This is a genomic window from Halopenitus salinus (genome assembly GCF_042662125.1).
Lineage (GTDB): Archaea > Halobacteriota > Halobacteria > Halobacteriales > Haloferacaceae > Halopenitus > Halopenitus salinus.
In genome coordinates, this window is the sequence record NZ_JBHSXL010000003.1 from 126,878 (window position 1) to 148,927 (window position 22,050).

Sequence of the window (22,050 nt, forward strand, 5' to 3'; positions counted from 1 at the left end):
ATGAACAAGCTTCGCGGACTCTCGTGGGGCGGCGGAGCCGGCGTGGTCGTCTTCGCCCTCTGGGGGGTCATCCATTACGGTACCCCCGTTCGGTTTCTTCCGGCGATCGCAACGGGGATCGTGGCCGCGGGGCTTCCGTACGGGCTCGCACGGCTCAACCGGGCGATCACGAGGCTCCGCCGCCGTCTCGCCGACCCGGAGACGGGGATAAGCGCGGAGAAGGGATCGGTCTTCGTCTCGAAATCGTCGATCGACGACCCCGTCGAAACCCTCGAGACCGTTCGCGACGCGGTCAAACGGGACGAGGAGTACGACGAGACCGAACGGGAGGCCTTCGAGGAGGGCCCGGGGCTGTCGATCCGACACGGCGGCTTCCACAACACCTTCGTCCGGATCACGCGGGGCGGACGCGTCGTCGTCACCGGCGCCTCAGAGCGCACGGCCGACGTCCGCGACGTGGTCGGCGACGCCTGTTCGCTCACGTTCGATCGAACGCGTGAGAATCCGTTTCAGGGGCTGCAACCGATCAAGGGCGCCCCGCGGGTGTTCCTCGGGGTCTTCATATTCACTCTGCTCGTCGCCGGCACCGCGGCCGTCGGCGCCGGGGCGTATCCGACCGACGCGTACAACCCCGCCGAGCGGGTCGTGCTCGTGGGAATCGACGTGCAGGGGGACGTCGATCCGAGCGTCTCCGAGACCGACACGCAGCTCTCGAAGGCGTCGTTCCTCGCGGACGTCGTCGCGGAGGGCGAAACGGAGGTCAGATGGGCGCAAAACGACAGCGAACTCGTCGCACAGCAGGGACGAAACGCGTTGCGGGCGTCGAACGACGCCAGACGGTACCTCGCGTCGGCCCGCGCCGGGTCGCCGACGAGCGAGCAGCTCGAACGGGCCGACCGGATCGAGCGTCGTCTGAGGGCGGCCGAGCAGTCGGTCGCCGAGGCGCTCTCGGAGCGAGCCACCGACGGATCGATCCCCGAGGAGAACGCGACGAAGCTCTCGCGGCTCGGCGATCGCTTCGAATCCGTGGAACGACCTTCCGGGGACGACGGAGACGCGACGACGACCGAACGGGTCACGCGTTTGGCCCCACACGCGCGAGCGGTCGCGTTTTGACCCGTCGAAGGCGTTGGCTCGATGTGTGGTCGTGTCGCGTTCAGTCCTCGAGCCGGTCCAGAAGGTCCGCAACCACCGCCTCGGTGCCGGAATCGCCCCCCAGATCGGGGGTTCGCGGCGCGTTCGGATCGGCGAGCTGTTCGCGAACGACGCGTCGAAGCCGGCCAGCCGCGGCGGGTTCGCCGAGCTCGTCGAAGAGCATCGCGCCCGAGAGGACGGTCGCGAGCGGGTTGGCGATCCCCTGTCCGGCGATGTCGGGGGCGCTGCCGTGTACCGGCTCGAACATCGAGGGGGCGTCGCCGTCGACACAGAGGTTCGCGGACGGGGCGAGTCCCATGCTCCCCGCGATGATCGCCCCCACGTCGGTGAGGATGTCGCCGAAGAGGTTCGAGGCGACCACGACGTCGAACGCCTCGGGCCGGCGGATGAAGTCCATCGCCGCGGCGTCGACGAGCAGCCGTTCCACCTCGACGTCGGGATACTCCTCGGAGAGCTCCGCGACGATCTCGTCCCAAAGCACCATGCCGTACGCCTGGGCGTTGGACTTCGTCACGTTCGTCAACTTCCCGTCGCGCTCGCGGGCGGCCTCGAAGGCGGCACGAACGACCGTCTCCGTGCCCTCCCGCGTGAACACGGCGCTTTGGATCGCGAGTTCGTGATCGAACCCGCGGTGTTCGCGCCCCCCGACGTCGGCGTACTCGCCCTCGGTGTTCTCACGGAAGACGACGAAGTCGATGTCGCCGCCCTCGTAGCCGCGAAGCGGGCTCTCGACGCCCTCGTAGAGGATCGACGGCCGCTTGCAGACCTGCTGGTTGAGCCGCTTTCGGATCGGCAACATCAGCCCGCGAAGCGTCACGTGATCGGGGATGTCGGGATGGCCGACCGCGCCGAGCAGGATGGCGTCGTGAGGTCGGAGCCGATCGACGCCGTCGTCGGGCATCATCGATCCCTGCTCGAGGTAGCGTTCGCTCCCCCAGTCGAACTCGGTGTACTCGAGCGTGATCCCCTCTCGGTCGCCGACCGCATCGAGAAGCGGAAGCGAGGCGTCGACGACCGTGTTTCCGATGCCGTCCCCCGGGATCAACGCGATCTCATAGGACATTGATACCCATCGTGAACCCGTCGGCAAAAGCGTTGTGTCGCTCGCGTGTGGAAACGTCATCCCTGCGGACGACGCCGGACGACGTCGATCGTCGAAGTGGAGAATATCTCCGGTAGAGACCCTCTCAGGTGGAGTCCATCCTCACTGGCTGGGTGCGGTCGTCAGGTCCTCGTCGGCGTATCCGTGGACGACGGCGTCCCCCGAGCGTGCGTCGAACAGGTGAACGTCGTCCTCGTCGAAGCTCATCGTCACGATCTCGCCCTCCTCCGGTTCGATCTCCGTCGGCGTGCGGGCGCGGAACTCCTGGTCCGCGAGATCCAGGTAGATGAAGTTGTCCGACCCCACGACCTCGACGACGTCGACCTCCGCCTTGATCTGCTTTTCCTCCGGAACGTCCGCGTTTATCGCGACGCTCTCGGGACGGACGCCGAAGACGAGGTCCGAGGGGGCATCCTCGCTGACGCCCTCGAGGAACCGCTCCGTCAGCTCGTATTCGAACCCGTCGCCGACGAGCGTTCCCGTGCCGTCGTCGTTGCGCTCGAGGGTGACGTCCCGGAAGTTCATGCTCGGACTCCCGATGAAGTCCGCGACGAACTGGTTCGTCGGCTCGTGGTAGACCTCCTTCGGAGTGCCGATCTGCTGGAGGGTTCCCGACTCGAGAATGACGATCCGGTCGGCCATCGTCATCGCCTCCTCCTGGTCGTGGGTCACGTACACCGTCGTGATCCCGACTTCCGAGTGGATTCGCGCCAGCTCGGTCCGCATGTGCTTTCGCAGCTTGGCATCGAGGTTCGAAAGCGGCTCGTCGAACAGGAACACGGACGGTTCCCGGACGATCGCCCGTCCCGTGGCGACCCGCTGTTGTTGGCCGCCCGAAAGCGATCCGGGCTTCTTCTCGAGGAGGTCCTCGATGCCCATCATCTCCGCCGCGTTCTCGACGCGGCGATCGATCTCCTCGTCGTCGAGGTCGGTACTCAACTGGAGGCCGTAGGCCATGTTCCCCCGGACCGTCTTGTGGGGATACAGCGCGTAGGACTGAAACACCATCGCGATGTCCCGGTCCTTCGGCGCCTTCTCGTTGATGCGTTCGCCGGCGATCCGGATCTCGCCGTCCGTGATCGTCTCGAGTCCGGAGATCATCCGCAGCGTCGTCGATTTTCCGCAGCCGGACGGTCCGACGACGACGATGAACTCGCCGTCCTTGATGTCGAGGTCGAGTTCCTCGACCGCGACGATCGTCTCGGCCTGCGTGTCGTACACCTTCGTTACGTTGTCGAGTTCCAATCGTGCCATTGTTATCCTCCGTGTGTCCTGGGGTCGTGTTCGGTCGGTCGCGTGTCGTGTCTCGGGTTCGTCGTGCGTTCGGTCGGTCGGTCGCGCGAGCGTTCGGCCGCTCGGTCCTGTGTGCGTTTGGTCGGTCGTTCGTGGCGGAATCGAAGGTCGTTCAGTCGGCGATCCGCCGGCAGGTTAGTTGCCACCCGGTGCCCCCCCGAGCCCGGCGCCGACGTAGCGGCGCGAGAGCCCGTAGAATATCACCGGCGGCGCGACGAGCAGAACGAGCGACGCCATCAGGACGTTCCACTCCCGCAGCACGTCGCTGCCGATGATGTAGTAGATGGCCACCGTCGCGGTTCGGACGCTCTCGTCGCTGGTCAACACGAAGACCCAAAGGAAGTTGTTCCAGGCGGTGAGGAACGCGAACAGCGCGGCCGCGGCGACGGCGGGCAGGCTCAAGGGCAAGACGATCCGGAGGAACGCCGTGAACTCGTTGTGCCCGTCGATCAGCGCCGCCTCCTCGATGTTCTCCGGGATGCCCTGTCTGAAGAACCCCTGGAGCAGCCAGATGTTCTGTGGCAACACGAAGATCGACAGCGCGATGATGATCCCCGGTAAGGTGTTCACGAGTCCAATGAAGTAGAACACCTCGTAGACCGGGATCGTCAAGACGATCCACGGGAACATGATCGTGAACACCGCCGTGTAAAACAGCGCCTGTCGACCGGGGAAGTCGAGCCGCGCGAAGGCGTAGGCTCCGGGGATCGCGAAGAACAGGGAGATGATCGTCGCCGCGATGGAGACGATGATGCTGTTCCCGAAGTAGGTCTCGAAGGCGAACCGGTCCCAGATCGCCAGGTACGACTGGAGGGTCACCAGATCGAACGCCGGGATGAACCCGGTGTCCGGACTGATCGCGGCGATGTTGGTCAGGAACGAGGTCCGGATCACCCAGTAGTAGGGGATGATCGCCCAAAGCAGGAAGGCGATCAACCCGGCGTACAAGAGCGCACGTGAACGTTTGTTGTCATTGAGCATGTATCTGTCACCTCAGACGTAGAGGTCCTCCTCCTGATCGATCGCCTTCACGTAGACCACCGCGGCGGACATGGACAACACCACCATCGCGAGCCCGACCGTGTAGGCCCGCGCGAAGTTGTTGTTGACGAAGGCGACCCGATAGGTGAGGATGCTGAGAAGCATCGTTCGCGTCCCGGGACCGCCGCCGGTCAGCGCGAACGGCTGGTCGAACTCGGCGATGTTCCAGGCGGTTCGAAGCGCCAGGATGACGATCGTCGGAATGGTGAGCCGGGGAACCACGACGTCGCGGAAGCGTCGGAGCCGTCCCGCGCCCGCCTGTGCCGCCGCCTCGTACTGCTCCGAGGGGATGCTCGAGAGCGCGGCCGCGTAGATGATCGCGGAGTAGGCGTAGTCGTGCCACGTCTGGGCGACGATCAACGAGACGAACGGCCACAGGCCCGTCGCCAGGAAGGACGGCCCCTCGATCCCGACGACCGTAAGCAGCTTGTGGACGAACCCGAAGTCGCTGTCCAGGAACCACATCCAGATGATACCGCCCGCGAGCGGCGCGGAGAAGTACGGGGACATGATCAACGCGCCGACCCAGTCCTTCGCGGCACTCCTGAGCTCGTTCAACAGGAGCGCGGCGACGAGTCCCATCCCGAGCTGGAGGAACGTGGTCCCGGCGACGAAGACGATCGTCCACCCGAACGCGAAGACGAAGAGGTCGTTCGTCACGAGCCACTGATAGTTCGCCAGGCCGACGAACTGCCCCGGCTCCCCGATACGGGTATTCGTGAACGTCATCGTGATACCGCGGATTATCGGGAAGTAGAACAGGCCGGTGAAGGCGATGAACGTCGGCAGGATGAAGAAGTATCCCGCCCAGTTTTCCTTGAGCCGATCCGTGATCGTCCGTTCGTTGAGCCCGTACTCCTCACGGATCGCCTCATCGGAGCGGGCTTCCTGTTGAGCCATGGTACAAGGTGGTGGAATGATTCCTGTAAAATAAATCTTTGTACATAGTTACCACGAGACACGTTCTCGATACCAAAAGCTATTCGTCGGACCGCACGACCGTTCGCCGGTTCCCGGACCCAGTCTCACGTTCGTGAGGCGGGTGGGAGGTGAGGGGCGGTCCCTACGAGGGAACCTCGCCCTGGTTCTGCTCCTCGAGGCGGGTGAGGACTCGGTCGCGAACGAGACTCGGCGTCTCCTCGGCGGTGTGCTGTCCGGCGATCGCCTCGCTGATCGTCTCGTTGATGTCGGTCCAGCGGATCGGGTCGCTGGGCCAGACGTCCCACGGGCCACCGGTGTTGGAGTACTGATCGCCGTACTCGTTCCAGTTCTCGATGGACTGCGCGAAGTTCTGTGGCAGTTCGTAGTTGTTCAAGACAGGATCGCGCATGGGAGCGAAGCCCGGGATGGACTCGTAGTGTTCGCCCCAGGCTGGGAGCACGAAGTCCTCGTCCTGGAAGAGGTACTGCGCGAGCGCCCAGGCGCCGTCCTGTTGGTCGCTGGAGACGTCGCTGAACATACAGTGTGCCTGCTCGAGACCCCAGACGTGTCCGCCGTGTTCGCCGGAGTGGCCGCTGAGGTCGTCGATGCCGATGGCGTCGCCGAAGTCCGGATCGAGGCTCGGGTTCGGAAGCAGCATGAAGTCGCCCTCGCCGTCGTGCCAGCCGATCTGGGCGTCCTCGGAGACGGAATACCACCGGTTCGCCGTCGGAGTCGCGTAGGTGAACGAGGCGACCTGGCCGCTGATCATCAGCGCCGGGATCTCCTCGTCGCCACGCTGTGCGGACTCGTCGCTGCTGAACTCGTCCGCGAGGTTCACGCAGGCTTTGATCATTCCGTCGGTCTTCTGGCGGTCCTCCTCCATGTCCTCGTTGTTGATGACTACGTCGGGGTCGTCTCCCGAACCGCGGATCCAGGGGTCGGTACCGCCCTCGTAGGCGGTCCGTGCATAGCCCCAGTAGGACTCGAGGTCGCCCGGAACGCCGGTCTCCTCGTAGGCGATGATGTCCTGTTCCTCGTCGATCGTCTGGAGGACGTCGTAGAACTGGCTCCAGGTCGCCAGGTCCTCGAAGGGATCCTCGACGCCCGCCTGCGAGAACGTCGCCGGACGGATGCCCAGATTGCTCGTGGTGTGACGGATCGCCCCGACCGACCACCAGTAGTCGCGGAAGTTCCCGACCTGCTGGCTGGCGCTCGTCAGGTCGTCCGGGAACGCGTCGCTCTCGTCCATGAAGGCGCCGTGATCGACGAGCCGGCCCTCCTGGAGGTACTGGATCCCGAGCCCGCCCGATTCGGCGAGCGCCGGAGCGTTACCGGCGGAGACCTGTGAGGTGAGCGTCTGCTGAATGTCACCGTAGGACGCCGTCTGGAGGTCGACCTCGTACCCCTCGTTCTTCGAGGCGAAGTCCTCCATCGAACTCTGGAAGTGCTGTTGGATGTCGGAGTTCTCCACGCCGTTGGCGGAGAGGAACGAAACGGAGACGGTGTCGCTGCCGCCGCCGTTGCCGTCTCCGTTCCCATCACCGTTGCCGCCGCCGTTTCCGTTGCCGCCACCGTTTCCGTTGCCGCCACCGTTTCCGTTGCCGCCGCCGTTTCCGTTGCCGCCGCCGTTTCCATTGCCGCTACAGCCCGCTAACGCACCCATCGCGCCGACGCTCGCTACGCCGGTAGTTAATTTCACGAAATCGCGGCGTGAGGCCCCGTCGGCCTCCGCACGCGTCTCCTCCATCTCCGTCTCGCCTCCACTGTCACTTCGTGACATGCGAAAGTCCCTTACACCGATACAGATAAATAATTATCCATAATTTTTAATGCGAGAGTGTTGGAAACAACTCACACGGCCGCGCGACACATATTTATTGGCCGAGACTCTCGGTAGCGTGTGACATCCGATGACCTCGTCGCCGGCGTTCGAACGGTGTGTGACGTCGTCCGTGGATCGCTCGGCCCGTTCGGGGCGAGCCGACTGCTGATCCAAAAGGAGGGAAACGTCACCGCAACGGCCTCCACTCGGGAGCTGCTCGAACGGTTGGACGTCGAGGACCCAGCGGTGACGCTCCTGGAGTCGACCGCGGAGGGGTTCGGCGATCGACACGGCGACGGCACGGGAACCGTCATCACGCTCGTCGGCGCCCTGTTGAGCGAGGCCGAGCGGCTCTCCGAGCTCGGCCTCCACCCGACCACGATCGAGCGGGGATATCGCGAGAGCCTGGAGACGGCGCTCGACGCGCTCGACCGCACGTCGAGACCGCTCTCGTCGGTCGGATCGACGGCGGTCGCGCGGACCGCCATGACCGGAACGCGCGACCCACAGGTCAGAGAGCGGGTGGCAGACCGGATCGCGGAGGCCGTCGAGACGATCGGACCGCGGGCGCGAACCGACCTGACCGTGTTCTCCCGGACCGGCGGCGCGGTCGCGGAGACCGATCTCGTCCGCGGCGTCGTGACCGATCGCGGCCCGATCCTCGATTCGATGCCGCGATCGGCCACCGACGGCATCGCGGTTCTGTCTGACTCCGTCGACGTCCCGCACATCGGAAGCATCGCCGGGCGGGTCAGCAAGCGCGTCGTTCTCGAGACGGACTCCTTCGAGGAGCGTCGGCGGATCGCCGACCGGGAGGCCGAGGAGTTCGCCGAGATCCTGGAGGCGGCCGTCGACGCCGGCTGCCGGGTGGTGATCACGGAGCGATCGGTCAACGAACGCGTCCAGTCCGCGCTCGCAGCACACGGAATCCTGGGAATCCAGCGCGTCGACGAGGACGTTCTCGCCCGAATCGCGCGCGCGACGGGCGCACGAGTCGTTCCGGCGCTCGCCGAGATCGACGAGCGAGCGCTCGGAACCGGGACCGTCGAGGTGCAACGAAAGGCGGGCCGGGACGTGACCGTCGTCTCCTCGTCCGCCGGCGATCCCGTTTATACGCTGTTTTCGCGCGCGCCGGACCCACGAAGCGTTACCGCGTTCGAGGATTCCCTCGAGGCGGCGGTCGCGGCGACCGCGGCGGTGGCCGAGGACGAGCGCGTGGTTCCGGGCGGCGGCGCCGCCGAGGCCACCGCGGCGCGGGCGGTCGAGGAGGCGGCCCGGTCGATCGACGACCGCCACCAGCTCCCGGCCGAGGCGTTCGGCCGTGCGCTGGTCTCCGTCCCGCGCGCGCTCGCCGCGACCGCGGGAGTCGACGCCGGCCGGGCGGTCATCCGGATGCGCGTCGCCCGGACGGAGGGTCGCGACGCGATCGGGGTCGACGCGCTCGCCGGCGAGGTGACGAACGTGCTCGGCGAGGACCCGATCGTCGAGCCGACCGCGCTCAAACGCGCGATCCTGTCGGCGGCCACCGACGCCGCCGTTCAGCTGATCCGGATCGACGAGCAGCTCCCGGCGAACGATCTCTCCGAGGAGGAGTTCGATCCCCCGGAGGAGGTCGACATGCCGGCGCCGGGGAGCTGATAGGCAGGCTCGACGAGCTGACGCAGCGATCGGGCGAACTGACGCAGCAACACGACGAACGAAACACGACTCCGGTTCGCTTCGCCGATCACTCGATCACTCGTTTTCGGGACGCGGCGTGTATCCCTGTAACTGGACGTTCGGGTACAACACCGCGTCGACGGTGAGCAGCCGCTCGGCGGCGGCCGCCGCCGTCTCGATGGCCTGTGAGAAGACGCGGCGCGGCTCGAGCACGCCCGCCTCGAGGGCGTCCATCGGCTCGCCCGTCGCCGGATCGACGCCCGCCGTCGAGCGTCCCTCGACCGCGTGGGCCGTTCGAAGCGCGGTCACGGCGTCGATCGGATCGTGGCCCGCGTTCCGGGCGAGGGCTCGCGGCAGCCGTTCGAGCGCGTCCGCGAACCCCGAGAGCGCGAGTTGCTCGTGACCCGTCGTCGATCGCGCGGTCGCGTCGACCGCCGTCGCCACCGCCATGGCCGAGGCGCCCGCGCCGGGAAGGACCTGCCCGTCGATCGCCGCGGTTCCCGCGGTCTCGAGCGCGTCCTCGAGCGCCTCCTCGCGTCGGGCCGTCTCCGCGGCCGTGGCGCCGCCCGTGGTCAGCGTACAGACGGCGCCCGGACAGTCCTCGAAGACGGTCCAGACCGACCCGTCCACCTCGCGCTGGGTGACTCGACCCGCCCGTCCGAGCCGCTCCTCGCTCAGATCGGCGACGTCGGAGACCGCCGTTCCGCCGGTCGCGCGGGCGAGGCGGTAGACGTCCTCCTTCGGATAGGTCGCCTTGTCGACGACCGCGATGCCCGCCCGCTCGAGCGCACGCGCGATCGGCTCCTCGAGCGCCTCCTGACAGACCAACACGTCGACGCCCGCGGATCGGAGATCCGTCGCCATCGACTCCAGGTAGGCGGCGAGTTCGGAGGTGTATCGGTCCGCGCCCTCCGCCGTGGACAGCGTGACGTCGTCGATCACCGACGCGGTCTCCTCGGGATCGATCTCCGCATCGAGGATGGCGACGGTCGCGTCCTCGATCGGCCCCTCCAGGTCCCGCCCGGTCGGATCCGCGTCCGCCGGCCGCGAGAGGACGAGCCCGTCGTGGATCCCGGCCTCGACGCCCCGGCTGGCGAGCACCTTCGCGTCGTCGGTGTTGATCCACCGATCCTCGGTGGCCGCGGCGAGACGGTCGATCGCGGTCGCGACGTGGCCGGCGAGCCGCTCGCGAACCGCCGGATCGAGCGCGGTGGTCATCGTCGTGGCGGCCACGTCGGCGATCGTTTCGTGATCGTCGGGTTCGACCGGACGGGCGAGCTCGTCGAGCACCTCGCCGGCCCGCGAGCGCGCGATCGCGTGCCCGATGACGACGCTGCTCGGCGCGACGCCCTGCTCTATGAGTTCGACGCCCTCGTCCACGAGCGCGCCGGCCAACAGCACGGCCGTGGTGGTTCCGTCGTGGAGCCCGCCGTGCATGTCGGCGACCGAATCGACGAACAGCGCGGCGATCGGATGGGTGAATCCGCCGCCGCGTTCGATGGCCTCGAGCAGGCGTCCGGCGTCGTCGATCCGCAGCGTCTCGGGACGGTTCTGGAGGTCCTCCGTGTGGACGAGCTTCTCCATGCCACGAGGCCCGTACGTCGACTCGACGAGCCCGACCGTCGCGTCGACGGCCCGGAGAACGTAGCGACGCGCGTCCTCGTCTTGAAGCGTCCACTCGCTGCGATCGCGTCCCGACAGGCGTGCGCCATCCGTGTGCTCGACGGCCATGGGAGTTCCTCACGCGGCGGCGCGGTTAAATGTTCGTCGCCCGGGGCGGCGTCGCCGATCGATCACTCGTGGGCCGCGTCCCACTCCTCCGGCTTCCGGACGTTGCCGCAGACGGTACACTCGATGCGTCCCATCGTGTCCATCGCGGTGTCGAGGCTGCCGCAGTTCCCGCAGCGATAGCCCCAGCGGTCCTCGCCGCGATCGCTCACGTAGACCGCGTAGAACGGCCCCTCGCTGCCCCGCTCGCGTTCGGTCCGGTCGACGTAGACCCGATCGCCGTCCGACGACGTCACGACCTCGCGTTCCATGCACGGAGGTAGTTCGGAACGATATAAAAACGATGGCGTGTCGACTCGCGGGAGGTCTCCCGCGACGCGGGCGATCTGATTCGTTCACCTCACGTCCGGAAGGACTCCCCGCAGCCGCACTCGGAGACCACGTTCGGGTTCTCGACGTGGAAGCCGGCGGCCTGGAGGCCGCTCTCGTAATCGAGCGTGCTGCCGCCGATGTAGTTCTCGCTTGCTGGATCGACGAACACGCGCAGGCCGTGGCGCTCGACGATCAGGTCGTCGTCCTCCGGTTCGGTGTCAAAGCGCATCCCGTAGGAGAGGCCCGCACAGCCGCCCTGCTGGACGAACAGCCGGAGGCCGCCCTCCTCTACGTCCATTCCCTCCGAACGCATCAACGAGATCGCCTCCTCGGCGGCGCTCGGCGTCACCTCGATCGTCGATCCCGGGTCGGTTTCGGCGTCCGCCGCGTCGGTGCTCATGCGAAGGTGTTCGCGTTCGACGATAAAAACCCTGGCGACGACCGTCGTGACGTTGACGCCGGTCGTGGTAACGTGACGCCAACCGTCGCGACTCTCGACTCGCCTCCCGTCAGTTTATATGCGGAGGCGCACTCGATCGATGCAAATGGCAATCGATCCGAACTTCGAGACCAACATGGAGGACGTGGGCGAGGAACACGGCGTGACGGTGTGGGGCCCGACCGAGCCTCCAGAGGAGCTCGGCGTCCGCGGCACCCACGTCGCGGTCGATTTCGACATCTGTCTCGCCGACGGCGCCTGTCTGGAGGACTGTCCCGTCGACGTCTTCGAGTGGGTCGACACGCCCGGCCACCCCGAAAGCGAGCGGAAGGCCAACCCGACAGACGAGGACCAGTGTATCGACTGCATGCTGTGTGTCGACGTCTGTCCGGTCGACGCGATCGACGTCGATCCCGGCCGCGAGAACCGCGTATAGGGCCGACTCGACGCTGTGGGGTCCGGACGAGCGGCCTACAGCGCGGCGTCGAACGCCCGCTGCAGGTCCGCCTTCATGTCGTCGACGTGCTCGATGCCCACGGAAACGCGGATGAGCCCGTCCGAGAGCCCGGCGGCGAGCCGCTCCTCGCGCGGGATCGCGGCGTGGGTCATCGCTGCGGGCTGTTCGATCAGGCTCTCGACGCCGCCGAGCGACTCCGCGAGCGTGAACACCTCCGTCTCGGAGACGACCGTCGAGCCCTGCTCGAGAGTCCCGTCCAGCTCGAAGGAGAGCATCCCGCCGAAGTCGTCCATCTGCTCGCTCGCGAGCTCGTGTTGGGGGTGGCTCTCGAGGCCCGGGTAGTAGACCCGATCGACCGCCTCGTGCGCTTCGAGCCAGCGGGCCAGCTCGCGGGCGTTCTCACAGTGGCGATCCATCCGGACCGGCAGGGTCTTGGTCCCCCGGAGGACGAGGAAGCTGTCGAACGGCCCCGGCGTCGCACCCACCGAGTTCTGGTAGAAGCCGAGCCGCTCGTCGAGCCCGTCGCCGTCGACGACGAGCGCGCCGCCGATCGTATCGGAGTGGCCACCGAGGTACTTCGTCAGCGACTGGCAGACGACGTCGGCGCCGAGTTCCAGGGGACGCTGTAGATACGGCGTCGCGAAGGTGTTGTCGACCGCACACAGCGCCTCGCCCTCGTGGGCGATGGCCGACAGCGCCTCGATGTCGTTGACGTTCATGAGCGGGTTCGTCGGCGTCTCGACCCAGACGAGCTCCGTCTCCGGACGCATGGCCTCGGCGACGGCCTCGTGGTCGGTCGTGTCCACGAATGTGGTCTCGACGTCGTACCCCTCGAAGACCTGCGTGAGAATGCGGTGGGTGCCGCCGTAGACGTCGTCGCCGGCGACGACGTGGTCGCCGGATTCGAGCAGGTTGAGGACCGTGTTTATCGCGGCCATCCCCGAGGCGAAACACCGGGCGTGGGTCCCCGACTCGAGGTCGGCGAGGTTCGCCTCCAGGTCCGTCCGGGTCGGGTTGGCCGTCCGGGAGTACTCGTAGCCGCGGTGTTCGCCCGGCGCGTCCTGCTCGTAGGTGGTGTTGGCGTGGATCGGCGTCATCAACGCGCCGGTCTCCGGATCCGGCTCCTGGCCGGCGTGGATCGCCCGGGTCTCGAACCGGAACGTCCCGGACGCGTCCACGCTCCGGTCGTCCTCGTCGTCTCGGTCGGGGTCGTCGCTCATACGGGTCGATGGACGGGCGGGCGTGTGACTCTTGCCCTTCGGTCCAACGCCGGAAGCTTCCCCGCGTCCGCCGACATGCTGTCCACGTTCGCCGACGTCCGTCCGCCGTGGGGCCTCACTCCACGATATCTGACCCGCCGGGGGGCAGAAACTCCTGGATCAGGTCCGCGCTCGCGACCTTTCGGACGAACGACTGGTCGCCAAAGCGCTGCTTGAACTCGCGGTAGACCATCATCGCGGCGTCGTTTTGGGCGTACATTCCGGGCTCCAGCTCGATGCTCGTGGCCACCCGATCGCGGATCGCGGCGGGTGGGCCGCCGATCACCCGCGTGACGGGTTCACACTGGACCCCGACGGCGACGCGGCAGGGAACGTCCTCGAAGTAGGTCCGGTCGCCGCGGATCGCGAACCCGCCCTTCTCGAGGTACTCGCCGCTTTCGGGCGTCTTCGAGACCTGATCCGGTTCGACCATGTAGGCGTCGCCGGCGCCGCGACCGTCCTTCCAGTCCGACGAGTAGGAGACGGCGAACTGCGCGGCCTGCTCCACGCTCGCGTCCGGAAACTCGACCGCCTCCGACGGTTCGGAGGGGCCCGTGGCCTTCAACACCGTGACCGGGCCGCCGTGGGCCTGCGTGTGGAGGAAGCGGTCGTGGCGGTCCATGTACTTCTTGACGATCTCCTCGTTTTGGTCCGCGTTCCGTCCGCCGATCACGAGGTAGCCGTCGCTCGTCCGGAACCAGCGGAACCGCTCGTACCAGTCGTCGGTCGTTCGAAGCGGGATCGACGATCGGGCGAGCCAGTCGATCTCGGGCTCCGATTCGTCTCCGTCATCCTCGTCCGCGTTCGGGCCCTCCTCGCCGGGGGCGCCGTCCGCCGCCTCCCACTCGTCCCGGCGCTCGCGGACGGCCTCGAGTTCCTCGCGCGTCGACTCGATCGCCTCCCTGGCGCCCGCCTTCTTCCCCTCGATCCGTTTGGCCTCCTGATAGAGCCGGTCGGCGTTCACCTCGACGCCGGAGGTGGCGTCGAGCTCCACGGTCGTCTCGTCGATCCGAACCGTGACGGTCCCCTCGCTCCCGTCGACGTCCTCGACCGCCTCGGCCGCCTCGATCCCGCGTTCGGCGCCCTCCTCGAGCGTCTCGGCGATCGCGTCCCACCCGACGCCCTCCTCGCGGGCCGACCGCACCGTCGAGAGCACCTCGTCCACGAGGTCGTAGTTGGCATAGAGGAGTTCGGCGCGCTCGCGGGTGGCCTCGGCCTGCTCCTCGAAGTCGGCGATCGCGTTCTCCTGCTGTTCGATGATGCGTTTTTGTTTGGCGATCTCCGCCTCGAAGTCGGGCTTTTCGGGCGCTCCGGCGCCGGTTCCGGAGCCGGATCCCTCGACCGACTCCCCGTCGCCGTCGCGATCGAAGCGGTGGAAGTACTCGTCGAGGGCCGCGTTGAAGGAGTCGAACCCCTCGCTCGCGAGCCCCTCGTGCTCCTCGAGCGGGAACGGGGTCACGTCGACGACGCGGCCGTCCTCCTCGTAGACCCGCGGATCGACCGCCCCGGAGCGGAGCTGCTCTGCGATCCGGTCGATCGCGTCGTGGAGGGCGCGGTACTCGTCCTCGCCCGCCTCCCCGATCCCGAGGGTCTTCTCGACGCCCGCACGCGAACAGACCTCCTCGGCGTAGAGCCCGCCGAGGTTCAACTGCGTGGCCAGGGTCCGAACGACGTCCGTATCGGAGTCGTTCATGTGGCGTGCGAACGCGTCGAAGGAGACCTCGAGGGGGTTGAGCCGCGAGGCGGGATACTCGTACTGGGCGCCCGGCGCGACCGTTCGGGACTTCAATCGGACCGTCGAGAGCGCCTGGACGACCTCGCCGGTCTCGTCGAGCACGGCGACGTTCCCCTGCCCGAACAGCTCGGCGACGATCCGGGTGTCCTCGTCGCCCCGCTCGAACTCGAAGGTGAGGATCCGATCGAACTCGTACTGCTCGACCCCCGCGAAGTCGGCCCCGGACAGCCGGTTTCGGAGCATCTTCGCGAAGTTCGGGGGCCGACCCGGCGCGTCCGGGACGTGCGCCGCGTCCGCGACGTGGGCGCGCTTGCACTCGTCGACCTCGATCAGCAGCTCGACGCGCCCGTGATCGAAGTCCCGGAGCTTGAGCCGCAGCAGGCTCTCGGGATAGAGGTACGCCTTGTCGACCTTCGCGCCCGTGTATCGTCCGAGCTCGGTGACGAGCGCGCGCAGGTCGATGCTCGACAGTTCCCGTTTCGGTTCCATGGCTGAAGAACACGCGGCGGCCGAAAAGGCGTGTCGTTCCGGGGCCTCCCGCTCTCGGTTCGAATCAGTCGAACTGCGTGGCGAGGTCCGTCGTCGAGACCATCCCGACGTAGTCGCCGTCGCCGTCGACCACGGGGAGGTGTTTGATCCCGAAGTTCGTCATCATCGCGGCCGCCTGGGTCAGCTCCTCGGCCGTCGTGATCCGCTCTACCGGGGCGGTCATCGCCTCGCCCACGGTCACCTCGTCGGGATCGGAACCGTCCGCGACCGCCTCGACCACGTCCGTCGTGGTGACGATGCCGGCCGAGACGCCGGGAACGAACAGCGCGTTGATGTCGCTATCGCGCATTCGCGTTGCCGCCTCCCGGAGGGTCGCATGCTCTGGAATCGTCTCCAGCGGCGTCGACATCACGTCGGCGACGAGTATCGGGTCGGTGGTTGCCATGGCGGGACCAACGGGCGGGTCGGGTTTCCGTGTTTCCCTCCGATCGAACGTGTGATGCGTACAGATCGTCCGACGTGCGTCACAGCCGCTTCGAGACGTACGGTCCGTCCTGGTGGTATCCGAGCTTCCGGCGGTAGTACTGGCGGGCGCCGATCCCCGAGATGATCGCCAGCTTCCGGAATCCGGCGTCCCGCGCGTGCTCCTCGGCGCGTTCGATCAGCCGGCGTCCGTATCCGCGGTGTTGCCAGCCGTCCCCTGCGTCTCCGGCGGCTTCGCCGATCGCCGCCTCGCTGCCGTAGACGTGAAGCTCCCGGACGATCGCCGCGTCCTCGAGCTCCCGGCGGACGACGTCGGTCTCCGTGCCCGGCGTGCCGGGCTGGCCCGCAGCGTAGGAGGGGAACCGGAGCCTGCAGAACCCGACGAGAAGGTCGCGGACCGGATCCTCGAACGAGATGAACTGTTCGGTGCCGCCGGCGACCTCGTACTCCGTGACCGACAGCTCGATCGCGTCCGGATCGGGATCGGCGTCGTTCATGCCGACCTCCCGGGAGCGGATGTCCCGTATCTCGATGCCGCGCTCCTCGGCGCGCTGTTCGGCGAGCTGTCGGAGGTTGGACTTCCAGACGCCGGCGTCGATGAAGTCCGCGGGGATGTCGCGCTGGACGCGCTGGAGGCGGGTGTACTCGGGGATCTCGCCCATGACCTCGGCGATCAGGTCGGCGGCCGTCTCGTTGTCGAGCGGCTCGTACTCGTCGTTGTGCCAGCTGTCGTAGACGCGCGTCCCGCGGACGACGAGCGTCGGATAGATCTTCAGGTAGTCGGGGCGCCACTCCGGGCTGTCGAAGAGCTGTCTGAAGTCCTCGAGACACATCTCGCGGGTCATCCCGGGCTGGCCGGGCATCATGTGGAAGCCGACCTTGAAGCCCGCATCGCGAAGCCGTCGGTTGGCGTCCCGCGAGGCCTGGTTGCCGTGTCCCCGGTGCATCTCGCGGTTGATCCGCTCGTAGGTCGTCTGCACGCCGACCTCGACCTTCGTTCCGCCGAGATCGAGCATCCGATCGATCTGTTCGGGGTCACACCAGTCGGGCTTCGTCTCGAAGGTCGTCCCGATGTTTCTGATCTCGTTCGTCTCGTTTTCGGCGATGACGTCCTCGAGGTATCTGAACTCGTACTCGTCGGGGTCCTGGGCGAACGACTCGCCCTCCGCGGGGTCGGGATCGGACTCGAGGTCGTAGTCGTTCATCGCCTCCAGGGCCCGCCTTACGAACCACTCCTGGTAGTCGTGTGAGCGGGCCGTCATCGTGCCGCCCATCAGGATGAGCTCCACCTTGTCGACCGGGTGGCCGATCTGGCGGAGCTGTTCGAGCCGCAGGGTGACCTGTCCGTAGGGGTCGTAGTCGTTCTGTTTGCCACGCGCCGCCGCCGGCTCGTGGCCGGTGTACGACTGCGCGGAGGAGAACTCCGAGGCGGGCCCGCCGGGACAGTAGAGACACTTCCCGTGGGGACACAGCTTCGGCGAGGTCATGATCGCGACCGGCGAGACGCCGGAGGCGGTCCGGACCGGCTTGCGACGGACCACCTCCATGACCTCCTCGCGGCGGTCCTCGGGCGCGTACTCGAGGATGTCCGTGTTCTTCGGAACCTTCGGCGAGGAGACCGACCCGCAGACGTCGAGTTTCGCGGACTCGAGATCCTCGCGGCCGATCTCGCCCTCGAGGATCCGGTCTACGAGCTCCCGGCAGGCGGCGGCGAACGCCTCCGAGTTCGCCCCCTCGCCGGATGCGTCGGTACTCATGGTGCGTGGATCGTCGCGTTTCGAGGATAAGGGTGTCGTTCCGGGGGATCGACCGAACGCGAGTCGTTTCTCGGCGGATCGACCCGGACGGAACGGGCCGGAACCGGTCCGGTCCGATCCGGGTTGACCGTACCGCTCTCCGCGCGGACCGCGGCCTACGCCTGATCCGCGATCGCGGCGATCACGGCGTTTTCGACGGCGTCACGCGCGCCAGAGAGGAACTCGAGTTTCCCCTCGCGGACGCTCGCCGTCGCGACGTCGGCCTGGGGAGCGATCTCGTCGGCCGCGGCCGCGACCTCGCGAATCGCGAGATCGAACGTCGAGCGCACGTACAGCTCGTCGGTTCCGATGCCGAGCGTGACCGTCCGACCGTCCCTGACCCGGCGGTGGAGCTCCTCGACCAAAAGCGCTTCCGGCGGGAAGTCGTATCGATGGCTGTAGGCGTCCGTGTCGAGGACGGCGAACTCGATCCCGTCCACGTCCTCGGTTCGTAGGTTGGCGCGGGCGGTTTCGACCTCGATCTCCAGCTTCTCGCGGAACTGCTCTGCGACGTGGGCCGCGAGATCGCCGCCGTCCTCGAAGAGGAGGTCGGTGACGAGTTCACGTTTGTCCTCGTAGGACTGGTAGTACGCCTCGAGCTCGATGGCCTCCCGCAGCTCCGTCACTCGCTCCGCGTCGTAGCCCGCCGTCCGGGCGAGTTCGACGTAGACGCCCGGGGTTTCCTCCCAGTAGCTGACCGCCGGGAGGTGCGTGAGGTCCCCGCGGACCTCGTCGTTGACCGTCGCCGCGAGCGAGGAGACGAGCGCGCCCGTCGAGAGCGTCCCGTCGACGTCCGCGAGCTCCGGCGAGACGAGCGTGTCCGCGGACTCGCGCGTCTCGGGATCGGCGACGGCGGCGTCGATCACGACGGAGGTGGCGTCATAGACGTCGAGCAGCCCGATCCCGTCGGCCGACTCGACGGTCGAGCCGGTGCCGACGAGCAGGAACAGCGGCAGCTTCTCGTCGTGGCGGTCCCGGTCCTGCAGCATGCGCGTGACGTCGTTCGTCGCGGCGTCCATCCCGTAGACCGACCCCTCGAGCGGTCGGCGGGTGAAGTAGTGGTAGACCGCGTCGCGTTTCGAGTGCTCCTCGCGGATGAGCGGAAGCGCCGCGCGCTCGATCGCGGCGCCGGCGACGTATCCGTCCGCACTCGCGGGGTGTCGAACGACGATCGGCCGCGATTCGATGACGGCACGCCGGATCGCCTCCGCGGCGTCGAGCAAGGGTTCGGAGAGCGCCTCGACGGTGGCGTCGTCCCCGAGCGCGTCGAGCGTATCCGGGCGTGCACGCTCCGTGATGGCGTTCGCGAGACGACGTTCGACCGTCTCCGCAGCCTCGTCCTCGAGGATCGCGAGCGCCTCGGTCTCGATCTGGATCTCCTCGCGACGGCGCTCGACGTCGCCGTGAATGCGGACGACGTCACCGAGCTCGACGGCGGGGTACGCGCGCACACCGGGCTCGACGAAGGCGGCGACGTCGACGACGCCGGTCTCGTCGCGGACCTCGAAGACGGTCGGTCCGCCGGTCTGTTGGACGCCAACGACCTCGCCCTCGATCTGAACCGACTCATCGATACGGTCATCGAGAGTCCCGATCTCGACGCGCTCGCGCTCGTCCTCGATCGGTTCCGAACCCGCGTCGTCGCTCGCGGAAGCGTCCACATCGGTATCGGTATCAGTATCGGTATCGGTCACTGTAGCGTCCGTGCCGGCCTCGACGGCCTCCTCCGCGGCATCGGACGCGTCAGCGTCCGTATCGGGTTCGACGGCGGCGGTCGTCGAACCGTCGGTCGTCGGTTCCGCTCGCGCGGCCGGGGCGGTCTCCGATTCGACCTCCTCGGCGGCGTTCCCTTCGGCCGCGGACCCCGCGTCGGGGCCGCGACCGGAGTTACCGTTTCCCGACTCGTCCCCGCCCGCGTCGTCCGCCGTCGCCTCCACGGAGGCGTCTTCGTCCGCTTGCCCGTCGTCCTCGTCCGCCTCCGACTCGGGGAGCCGGGACGTCTCGCCCTCCTGGATGAGGGTGCCGCGGAACTCCCGGTCGGACTGGCGGATCGACCAGCCGAGGTCGACGTTGCCGTTGTCCCGGACGTTCTTGACCCGGACGAACACCGAGTCTCCGGGTTCCCACGACAGCGACTCGAGGCGGCGGTCGAGTTCCGATCGGTGCAACAGGCCGGTCACGCCGGGCGCGAGGTCCACGAAGACGCCGAAGTCGGCGTAGCCGTCGACCGTGCCGCGGTAGAACCGGTTCGAGACGAGCTGATGCGGGTCGTCCCCGCGGAAGTCGAACACGACGTCCTCCTGGTGCGACTCACAGATGTGGCCGTCCACGGAGGCGCCACAGATGATGCAGGCTCCCATTTGTTCCCACACAACCCCTCCCGCCTAAAACGGTTGTCGAAAGCACGCCGGGACGAACGCGATCGCCGCTCGTCCCCGTCGCGTGTCGCCACCCACCGTCCAAATGCTGATCCGACATACCCCGACGATCGGGGGACGAACCGGCGAAACGACCAAGGCGATCGCCGACCGACGACGGACGTTCCATGTCCATCCTTCACACGGAGGCCGTCGACCGGATCCTCAAGTTGACGGCCCCCGAGTCCGACGCGGTCCGCGAGGAGATGGAGGCTCGTGCCGATCGCGAGAGGTTCCCGACCGTCGGTCCGGAGGTCGGCGCGTTCCTCCGGCTCTGCGTTCGAATGCGGGGGGTGTCCTCGGCCATCGAGTTCGGATCCGGCTTCGGCTACTCGGCCTATTGGATGGCCCCCGCGATCGGGTCCGACGGTCGGATCGTTCTCACGGAGTTCGACGCGGACGAACTCGAGCAGGCCCGCGACTACTTCGAGCGCGGCGGCCTCGAAGACCGGGCGACCTTCGAGCACGGGGACGCGCTCGAGATCGTGGAGCGGTACGACGGCCCCTTCGATCTGGTCCTGCTCGACCACGAAACCAGCAGATACGTCGAGGGGTTCGAGGCGGTTCGGGGAAAGCTCTCGGAGAACGCCGTCGTGATCGCCGACAACGTCCTCCACACGGGGGCCGTTCGACCGGACGATCTGGTCGACGCCCTCGAGGGGGAAAGTCGGGTCTCGGAGTCGGAACGTTCGACGTCGAAACACCCCTCGCTCGAGGGCGCGGTCGCGTACCTCGAGCACGTTCGCTCGGATCCCGACTTCGAGACCGCGGTCGTGCCGCTCGGCGACGGGCTCGTCGTTTCGGTTCGGCTCTAGAACACGATCCGCAGGGACGCGAGCGCGCGGTACCCCACCCAGAAGCCGATCAGCGCCGGCGGGATGGAGGCGAGCACGGCTCGAACCCACGAGAACCCGTGGACGGTCCGAAATCCGACGACGAGAAGCGCGGTGGCGTAGATCGCACACGCGATCCGCACCGCCGGGATCGGCGGCCCGGCCAGCGCGAACGGTGCCGAGGCGTACGCGATCGTCTGGACGGTCTCGCTCACGCCGCCGCGATCGCCGAACCCGATCCCCCCCGACTCCGTCCGCCGGAGGCTCGCGAGGATCACGGAAAGGACCGCCGTAACCGCCGTCAGATGCAATCCGACGGGCGCGCCGAGGACGGCGACGATGAGCAGCGTGACCGCCGCGGAGGCGAGATTCGATCCCGCGATCGAGGGGATGACGGCCGGGTCGGCGACCATCCAACCGCCCGTGAACGCCGCCGCGACGACGATCGCGAAGGTCAATCCGGGCGCCTGATCGCCGGGGCTCACCCCGTGTCGGAAGAACCGCGCGGGCCGAACGAGCACCTCCACCCACGCGCGAGCGAGCCCGCGCGGCCCCCGGTCGCGTCCGCCCTCGGGGTTTTCGATCCACGTCGTCACGCCCGGCAGTCGGAGGGTCGCACGTAGAACGATTGCGGTTCGAGTCCGTATCGATCACCGGCTGTGCCCGGATTCGTCAACGACACCGGGACTCATTCGTCAACGACACCGGGAACAACCGGCTACGCCGACGTCTATTCGTCGCTGGGGCCATCGCCGCCGTTCGCCGCCTCGGATGCCCCGCTCGATCCGTTTCCGGCGTCGGCCGGACCGCCCTCGCCGCCGCCGGGCGTGAGATCGCGGATGGTCTCGCCGAGCCCGCCGTCACCGGGGGAGAACGATCGGATCGCGTCGTGGATGTCGCCCACGAAGTCGGGAACCGCCGACGGGAGATCCGAGGGCGGTCCCGCGAGCGCGACCGCGTCTGCGAGGCCGTTCGTCCACGTCGCGGCGAACTCGTTCGTCAACGCTACCAGCAGGGTCGGATCGGTTTCGAACATTGCACTCGACCAT

At 67.6% G+C, this 22,050-nt stretch carries 19 protein-coding genes; 4 read left to right on the forward strand and 15 right to left on the reverse strand.

Going from position 1 to position 22,050, the window contains the following annotated elements; genetic code table 11:
- Window positions 1-1,116, forward strand: a complete 1,116-nt coding sequence (locus tag ACFQE9_RS03415) for a hypothetical protein (RefSeq protein ID WP_379740337.1) — start codon at window positions 1-3, stop codon at window positions 1,114-1,116.
- Window positions 1,117-1,156: 40 nt separating this feature from the next.
- Here the strand turns inward: ACFQE9_RS03415 and ACFQE9_RS03420 are convergent, their stop codons facing one another.
- The 5 genes from ACFQE9_RS03420 to ACFQE9_RS03440 form a co-directional block, all read right to left on the reverse strand.
- Window positions 1,157-2,218, reverse strand: a complete 1,062-nt coding sequence (locus tag ACFQE9_RS03420; RefSeq protein WP_379740340.1) for an isocitrate/isopropylmalate dehydrogenase family protein — start codon at window positions 2,216-2,218, stop codon at window positions 1,157-1,159.
- 141 nt (window positions 2,219-2,359) lie between these two features.
- On the reverse strand, window positions 2,360-3,511 hold the full coding sequence (locus tag ACFQE9_RS03425) for an ABC transporter ATP-binding protein (RefSeq protein ID WP_379740343.1): 1,152 nt from the start codon (window positions 3,509-3,511) through the stop codon (window positions 2,360-2,362).
- Window positions 3,512-3,685: 174 nt separating this feature from the next.
- Complete coding sequence (locus ACFQE9_RS03430) at window positions 3,686-4,531, reverse strand: carbohydrate ABC transporter permease (protein ID WP_379740346.1); 846 nt, start codon at window positions 4,529-4,531, stop codon at window positions 3,686-3,688.
- 12 nt (window positions 4,532-4,543) lie between these two features.
- Window positions 4,544-5,491 (reverse strand): carbohydrate ABC transporter permease, encoded by a 948-nt coding sequence (locus ACFQE9_RS03435; RefSeq protein ID WP_379740349.1) that lies wholly within the window; start codon window positions 5,489-5,491, stop codon window positions 4,544-4,546.
- 163 nt (window positions 5,492-5,654) lie between these two features.
- The gene (locus tag ACFQE9_RS03440; RefSeq protein ID WP_379740352.1) at window positions 5,655-7,292 is read right to left on the reverse strand and encodes an ABC transporter substrate-binding protein; all 1,638 of its coding nucleotides are present in this window, start codon (window positions 7,290-7,292) and stop codon (window positions 5,655-5,657) included.
- A 120-nt stretch (window positions 7,293-7,412) separates the two neighbouring features.
- Here ACFQE9_RS03440 and ACFQE9_RS03445 point away from each other — a divergent pair, with 120 nt between their 5' ends.
- A complete protein-coding gene (locus tag ACFQE9_RS03445; protein ID WP_379740355.1) occupies window positions 7,413-8,972 on the forward strand; it encodes a TCP-1/cpn60 chaperonin family protein in 1,560 nt (519 codons plus the stop codon).
- A 96-nt stretch (window positions 8,973-9,068) separates the two neighbouring features.
- Here the strand turns inward: ACFQE9_RS03445 and ACFQE9_RS03450 are convergent, their stop codons facing one another.
- The 3 genes from ACFQE9_RS03450 to ACFQE9_RS03460 all read right to left on the reverse strand — a co-directional run bounded on the left by ACFQE9_RS03450 (window position 9,069) and on the right by ACFQE9_RS03460 (window position 11,493).
- The gene (locus ACFQE9_RS03450; RefSeq protein WP_379740357.1) at window positions 9,069-10,724 is read right to left on the reverse strand and encodes a TCP-1/cpn60 chaperonin family protein; all 1,656 of its coding nucleotides are present in this window, start codon (window positions 10,722-10,724) and stop codon (window positions 9,069-9,071) included.
- A gap of 62 nt (window positions 10,725-10,786) precedes the next feature.
- Complete coding sequence (locus tag ACFQE9_RS03455; RefSeq protein ID WP_379740360.1) at window positions 10,787-11,032, reverse strand: DUF5816 domain-containing protein; 246 nt, start codon at window positions 11,030-11,032, stop codon at window positions 10,787-10,789.
- A gap of 89 nt (window positions 11,033-11,121) precedes the next feature.
- Complete coding sequence (locus ACFQE9_RS03460) at window positions 11,122-11,493, reverse strand: HesB/IscA family protein (RefSeq protein WP_379740363.1); 372 nt, start codon at window positions 11,491-11,493, stop codon at window positions 11,122-11,124.
- A gap of 145 nt (window positions 11,494-11,638) precedes the next feature.
- On the opposite strand from ACFQE9_RS03460, the gene ACFQE9_RS03465 reads away from it, so the two are divergent.
- Window positions 11,639-11,968 carry a 4Fe-4S dicluster domain-containing protein gene (locus ACFQE9_RS03465; protein WP_379740366.1) on the forward strand — a complete coding sequence of 110 codons (330 nt, stop codon included), beginning with the start codon at window positions 11,639-11,641 and terminating at the stop codon, window positions 11,966-11,968.
- Between the two features lie 35 nt (window positions 11,969-12,003).
- Here ACFQE9_RS03465 and ACFQE9_RS03470 read toward each other — a convergent pair whose 3' ends face one another.
- The 5 genes from ACFQE9_RS03470 to ACFQE9_RS03490 all read right to left on the reverse strand — a co-directional run bounded on the left by ACFQE9_RS03470 (window position 12,004) and on the right by ACFQE9_RS03490 (window position 20,111).
- Complete coding sequence (locus ACFQE9_RS03470; RefSeq protein ID WP_379740369.1) at window positions 12,004-13,209, reverse strand: cystathionine gamma-synthase; 1,206 nt, start codon at window positions 13,207-13,209, stop codon at window positions 12,004-12,006.
- A gap of 115 nt (window positions 13,210-13,324) precedes the next feature.
- Window positions 13,325-15,472 carry a ribosome rescue protein RqcH gene (rqcH, locus tag ACFQE9_RS03475; protein ID WP_379740372.1) on the reverse strand — a complete coding sequence of 716 codons (2,148 nt, stop codon included), beginning with the start codon at window positions 15,470-15,472 and terminating at the stop codon, window positions 13,325-13,327.
- Window positions 15,473-15,536: 64 nt separating this feature from the next.
- Window positions 15,537-15,917 carry a CBS domain-containing protein gene (locus tag ACFQE9_RS03480; protein WP_379740375.1) on the reverse strand — a complete coding sequence of 127 codons (381 nt, stop codon included), beginning with the start codon at window positions 15,915-15,917 and terminating at the stop codon, window positions 15,537-15,539.
- A 79-nt stretch (window positions 15,918-15,996) separates the two neighbouring features.
- A complete protein-coding gene (locus ACFQE9_RS03485) occupies window positions 15,997-17,712 on the reverse strand; it encodes a tRNA uridine(34) 5-carboxymethylaminomethyl modification radical SAM/GNAT enzyme Elp3 (protein ID WP_379740378.1) in 1,716 nt (571 codons plus the stop codon).
- A 155-nt stretch (window positions 17,713-17,867) separates the two neighbouring features.
- Complete coding sequence (locus ACFQE9_RS03490; RefSeq protein ID WP_379740382.1) at window positions 17,868-20,111, reverse strand: DHH family phosphoesterase; 2,244 nt, start codon at window positions 20,109-20,111, stop codon at window positions 17,868-17,870.
- A gap of 185 nt (window positions 20,112-20,296) precedes the next feature.
- On the opposite strand from ACFQE9_RS03490, the gene ACFQE9_RS03495 reads away from it, so the two are divergent.
- Window positions 20,297-20,983, forward strand: a complete 687-nt coding sequence (locus ACFQE9_RS03495) for an O-methyltransferase (protein WP_379740385.1) — start codon at window positions 20,297-20,299, stop codon at window positions 20,981-20,983.
- Here the strand turns inward: ACFQE9_RS03495 and ACFQE9_RS03500 are convergent.
- Both ACFQE9_RS03500 and ACFQE9_RS03505 read right to left on the reverse strand, forming a co-directional pair.
- The gene (locus ACFQE9_RS03500; RefSeq protein ID WP_379740388.1) at window positions 20,980-21,597 is read right to left on the reverse strand and encodes a YIP1 family protein; all 618 of its coding nucleotides are present in this window, start codon (window positions 21,595-21,597) and stop codon (window positions 20,980-20,982) included. The genes ACFQE9_RS03495 and ACFQE9_RS03500 overlap by 4 nt on opposite strands.
- 134 nt (window positions 21,598-21,731) lie before the next feature.
- On the reverse strand, window positions 21,732-22,037 hold the full coding sequence (locus ACFQE9_RS03505) for a hypothetical protein (RefSeq protein WP_379740391.1): 306 nt from the start codon (window positions 22,035-22,037) through the stop codon (window positions 21,732-21,734).
- Window positions 22,038-22,050 lie beyond the last annotated feature (13 nt).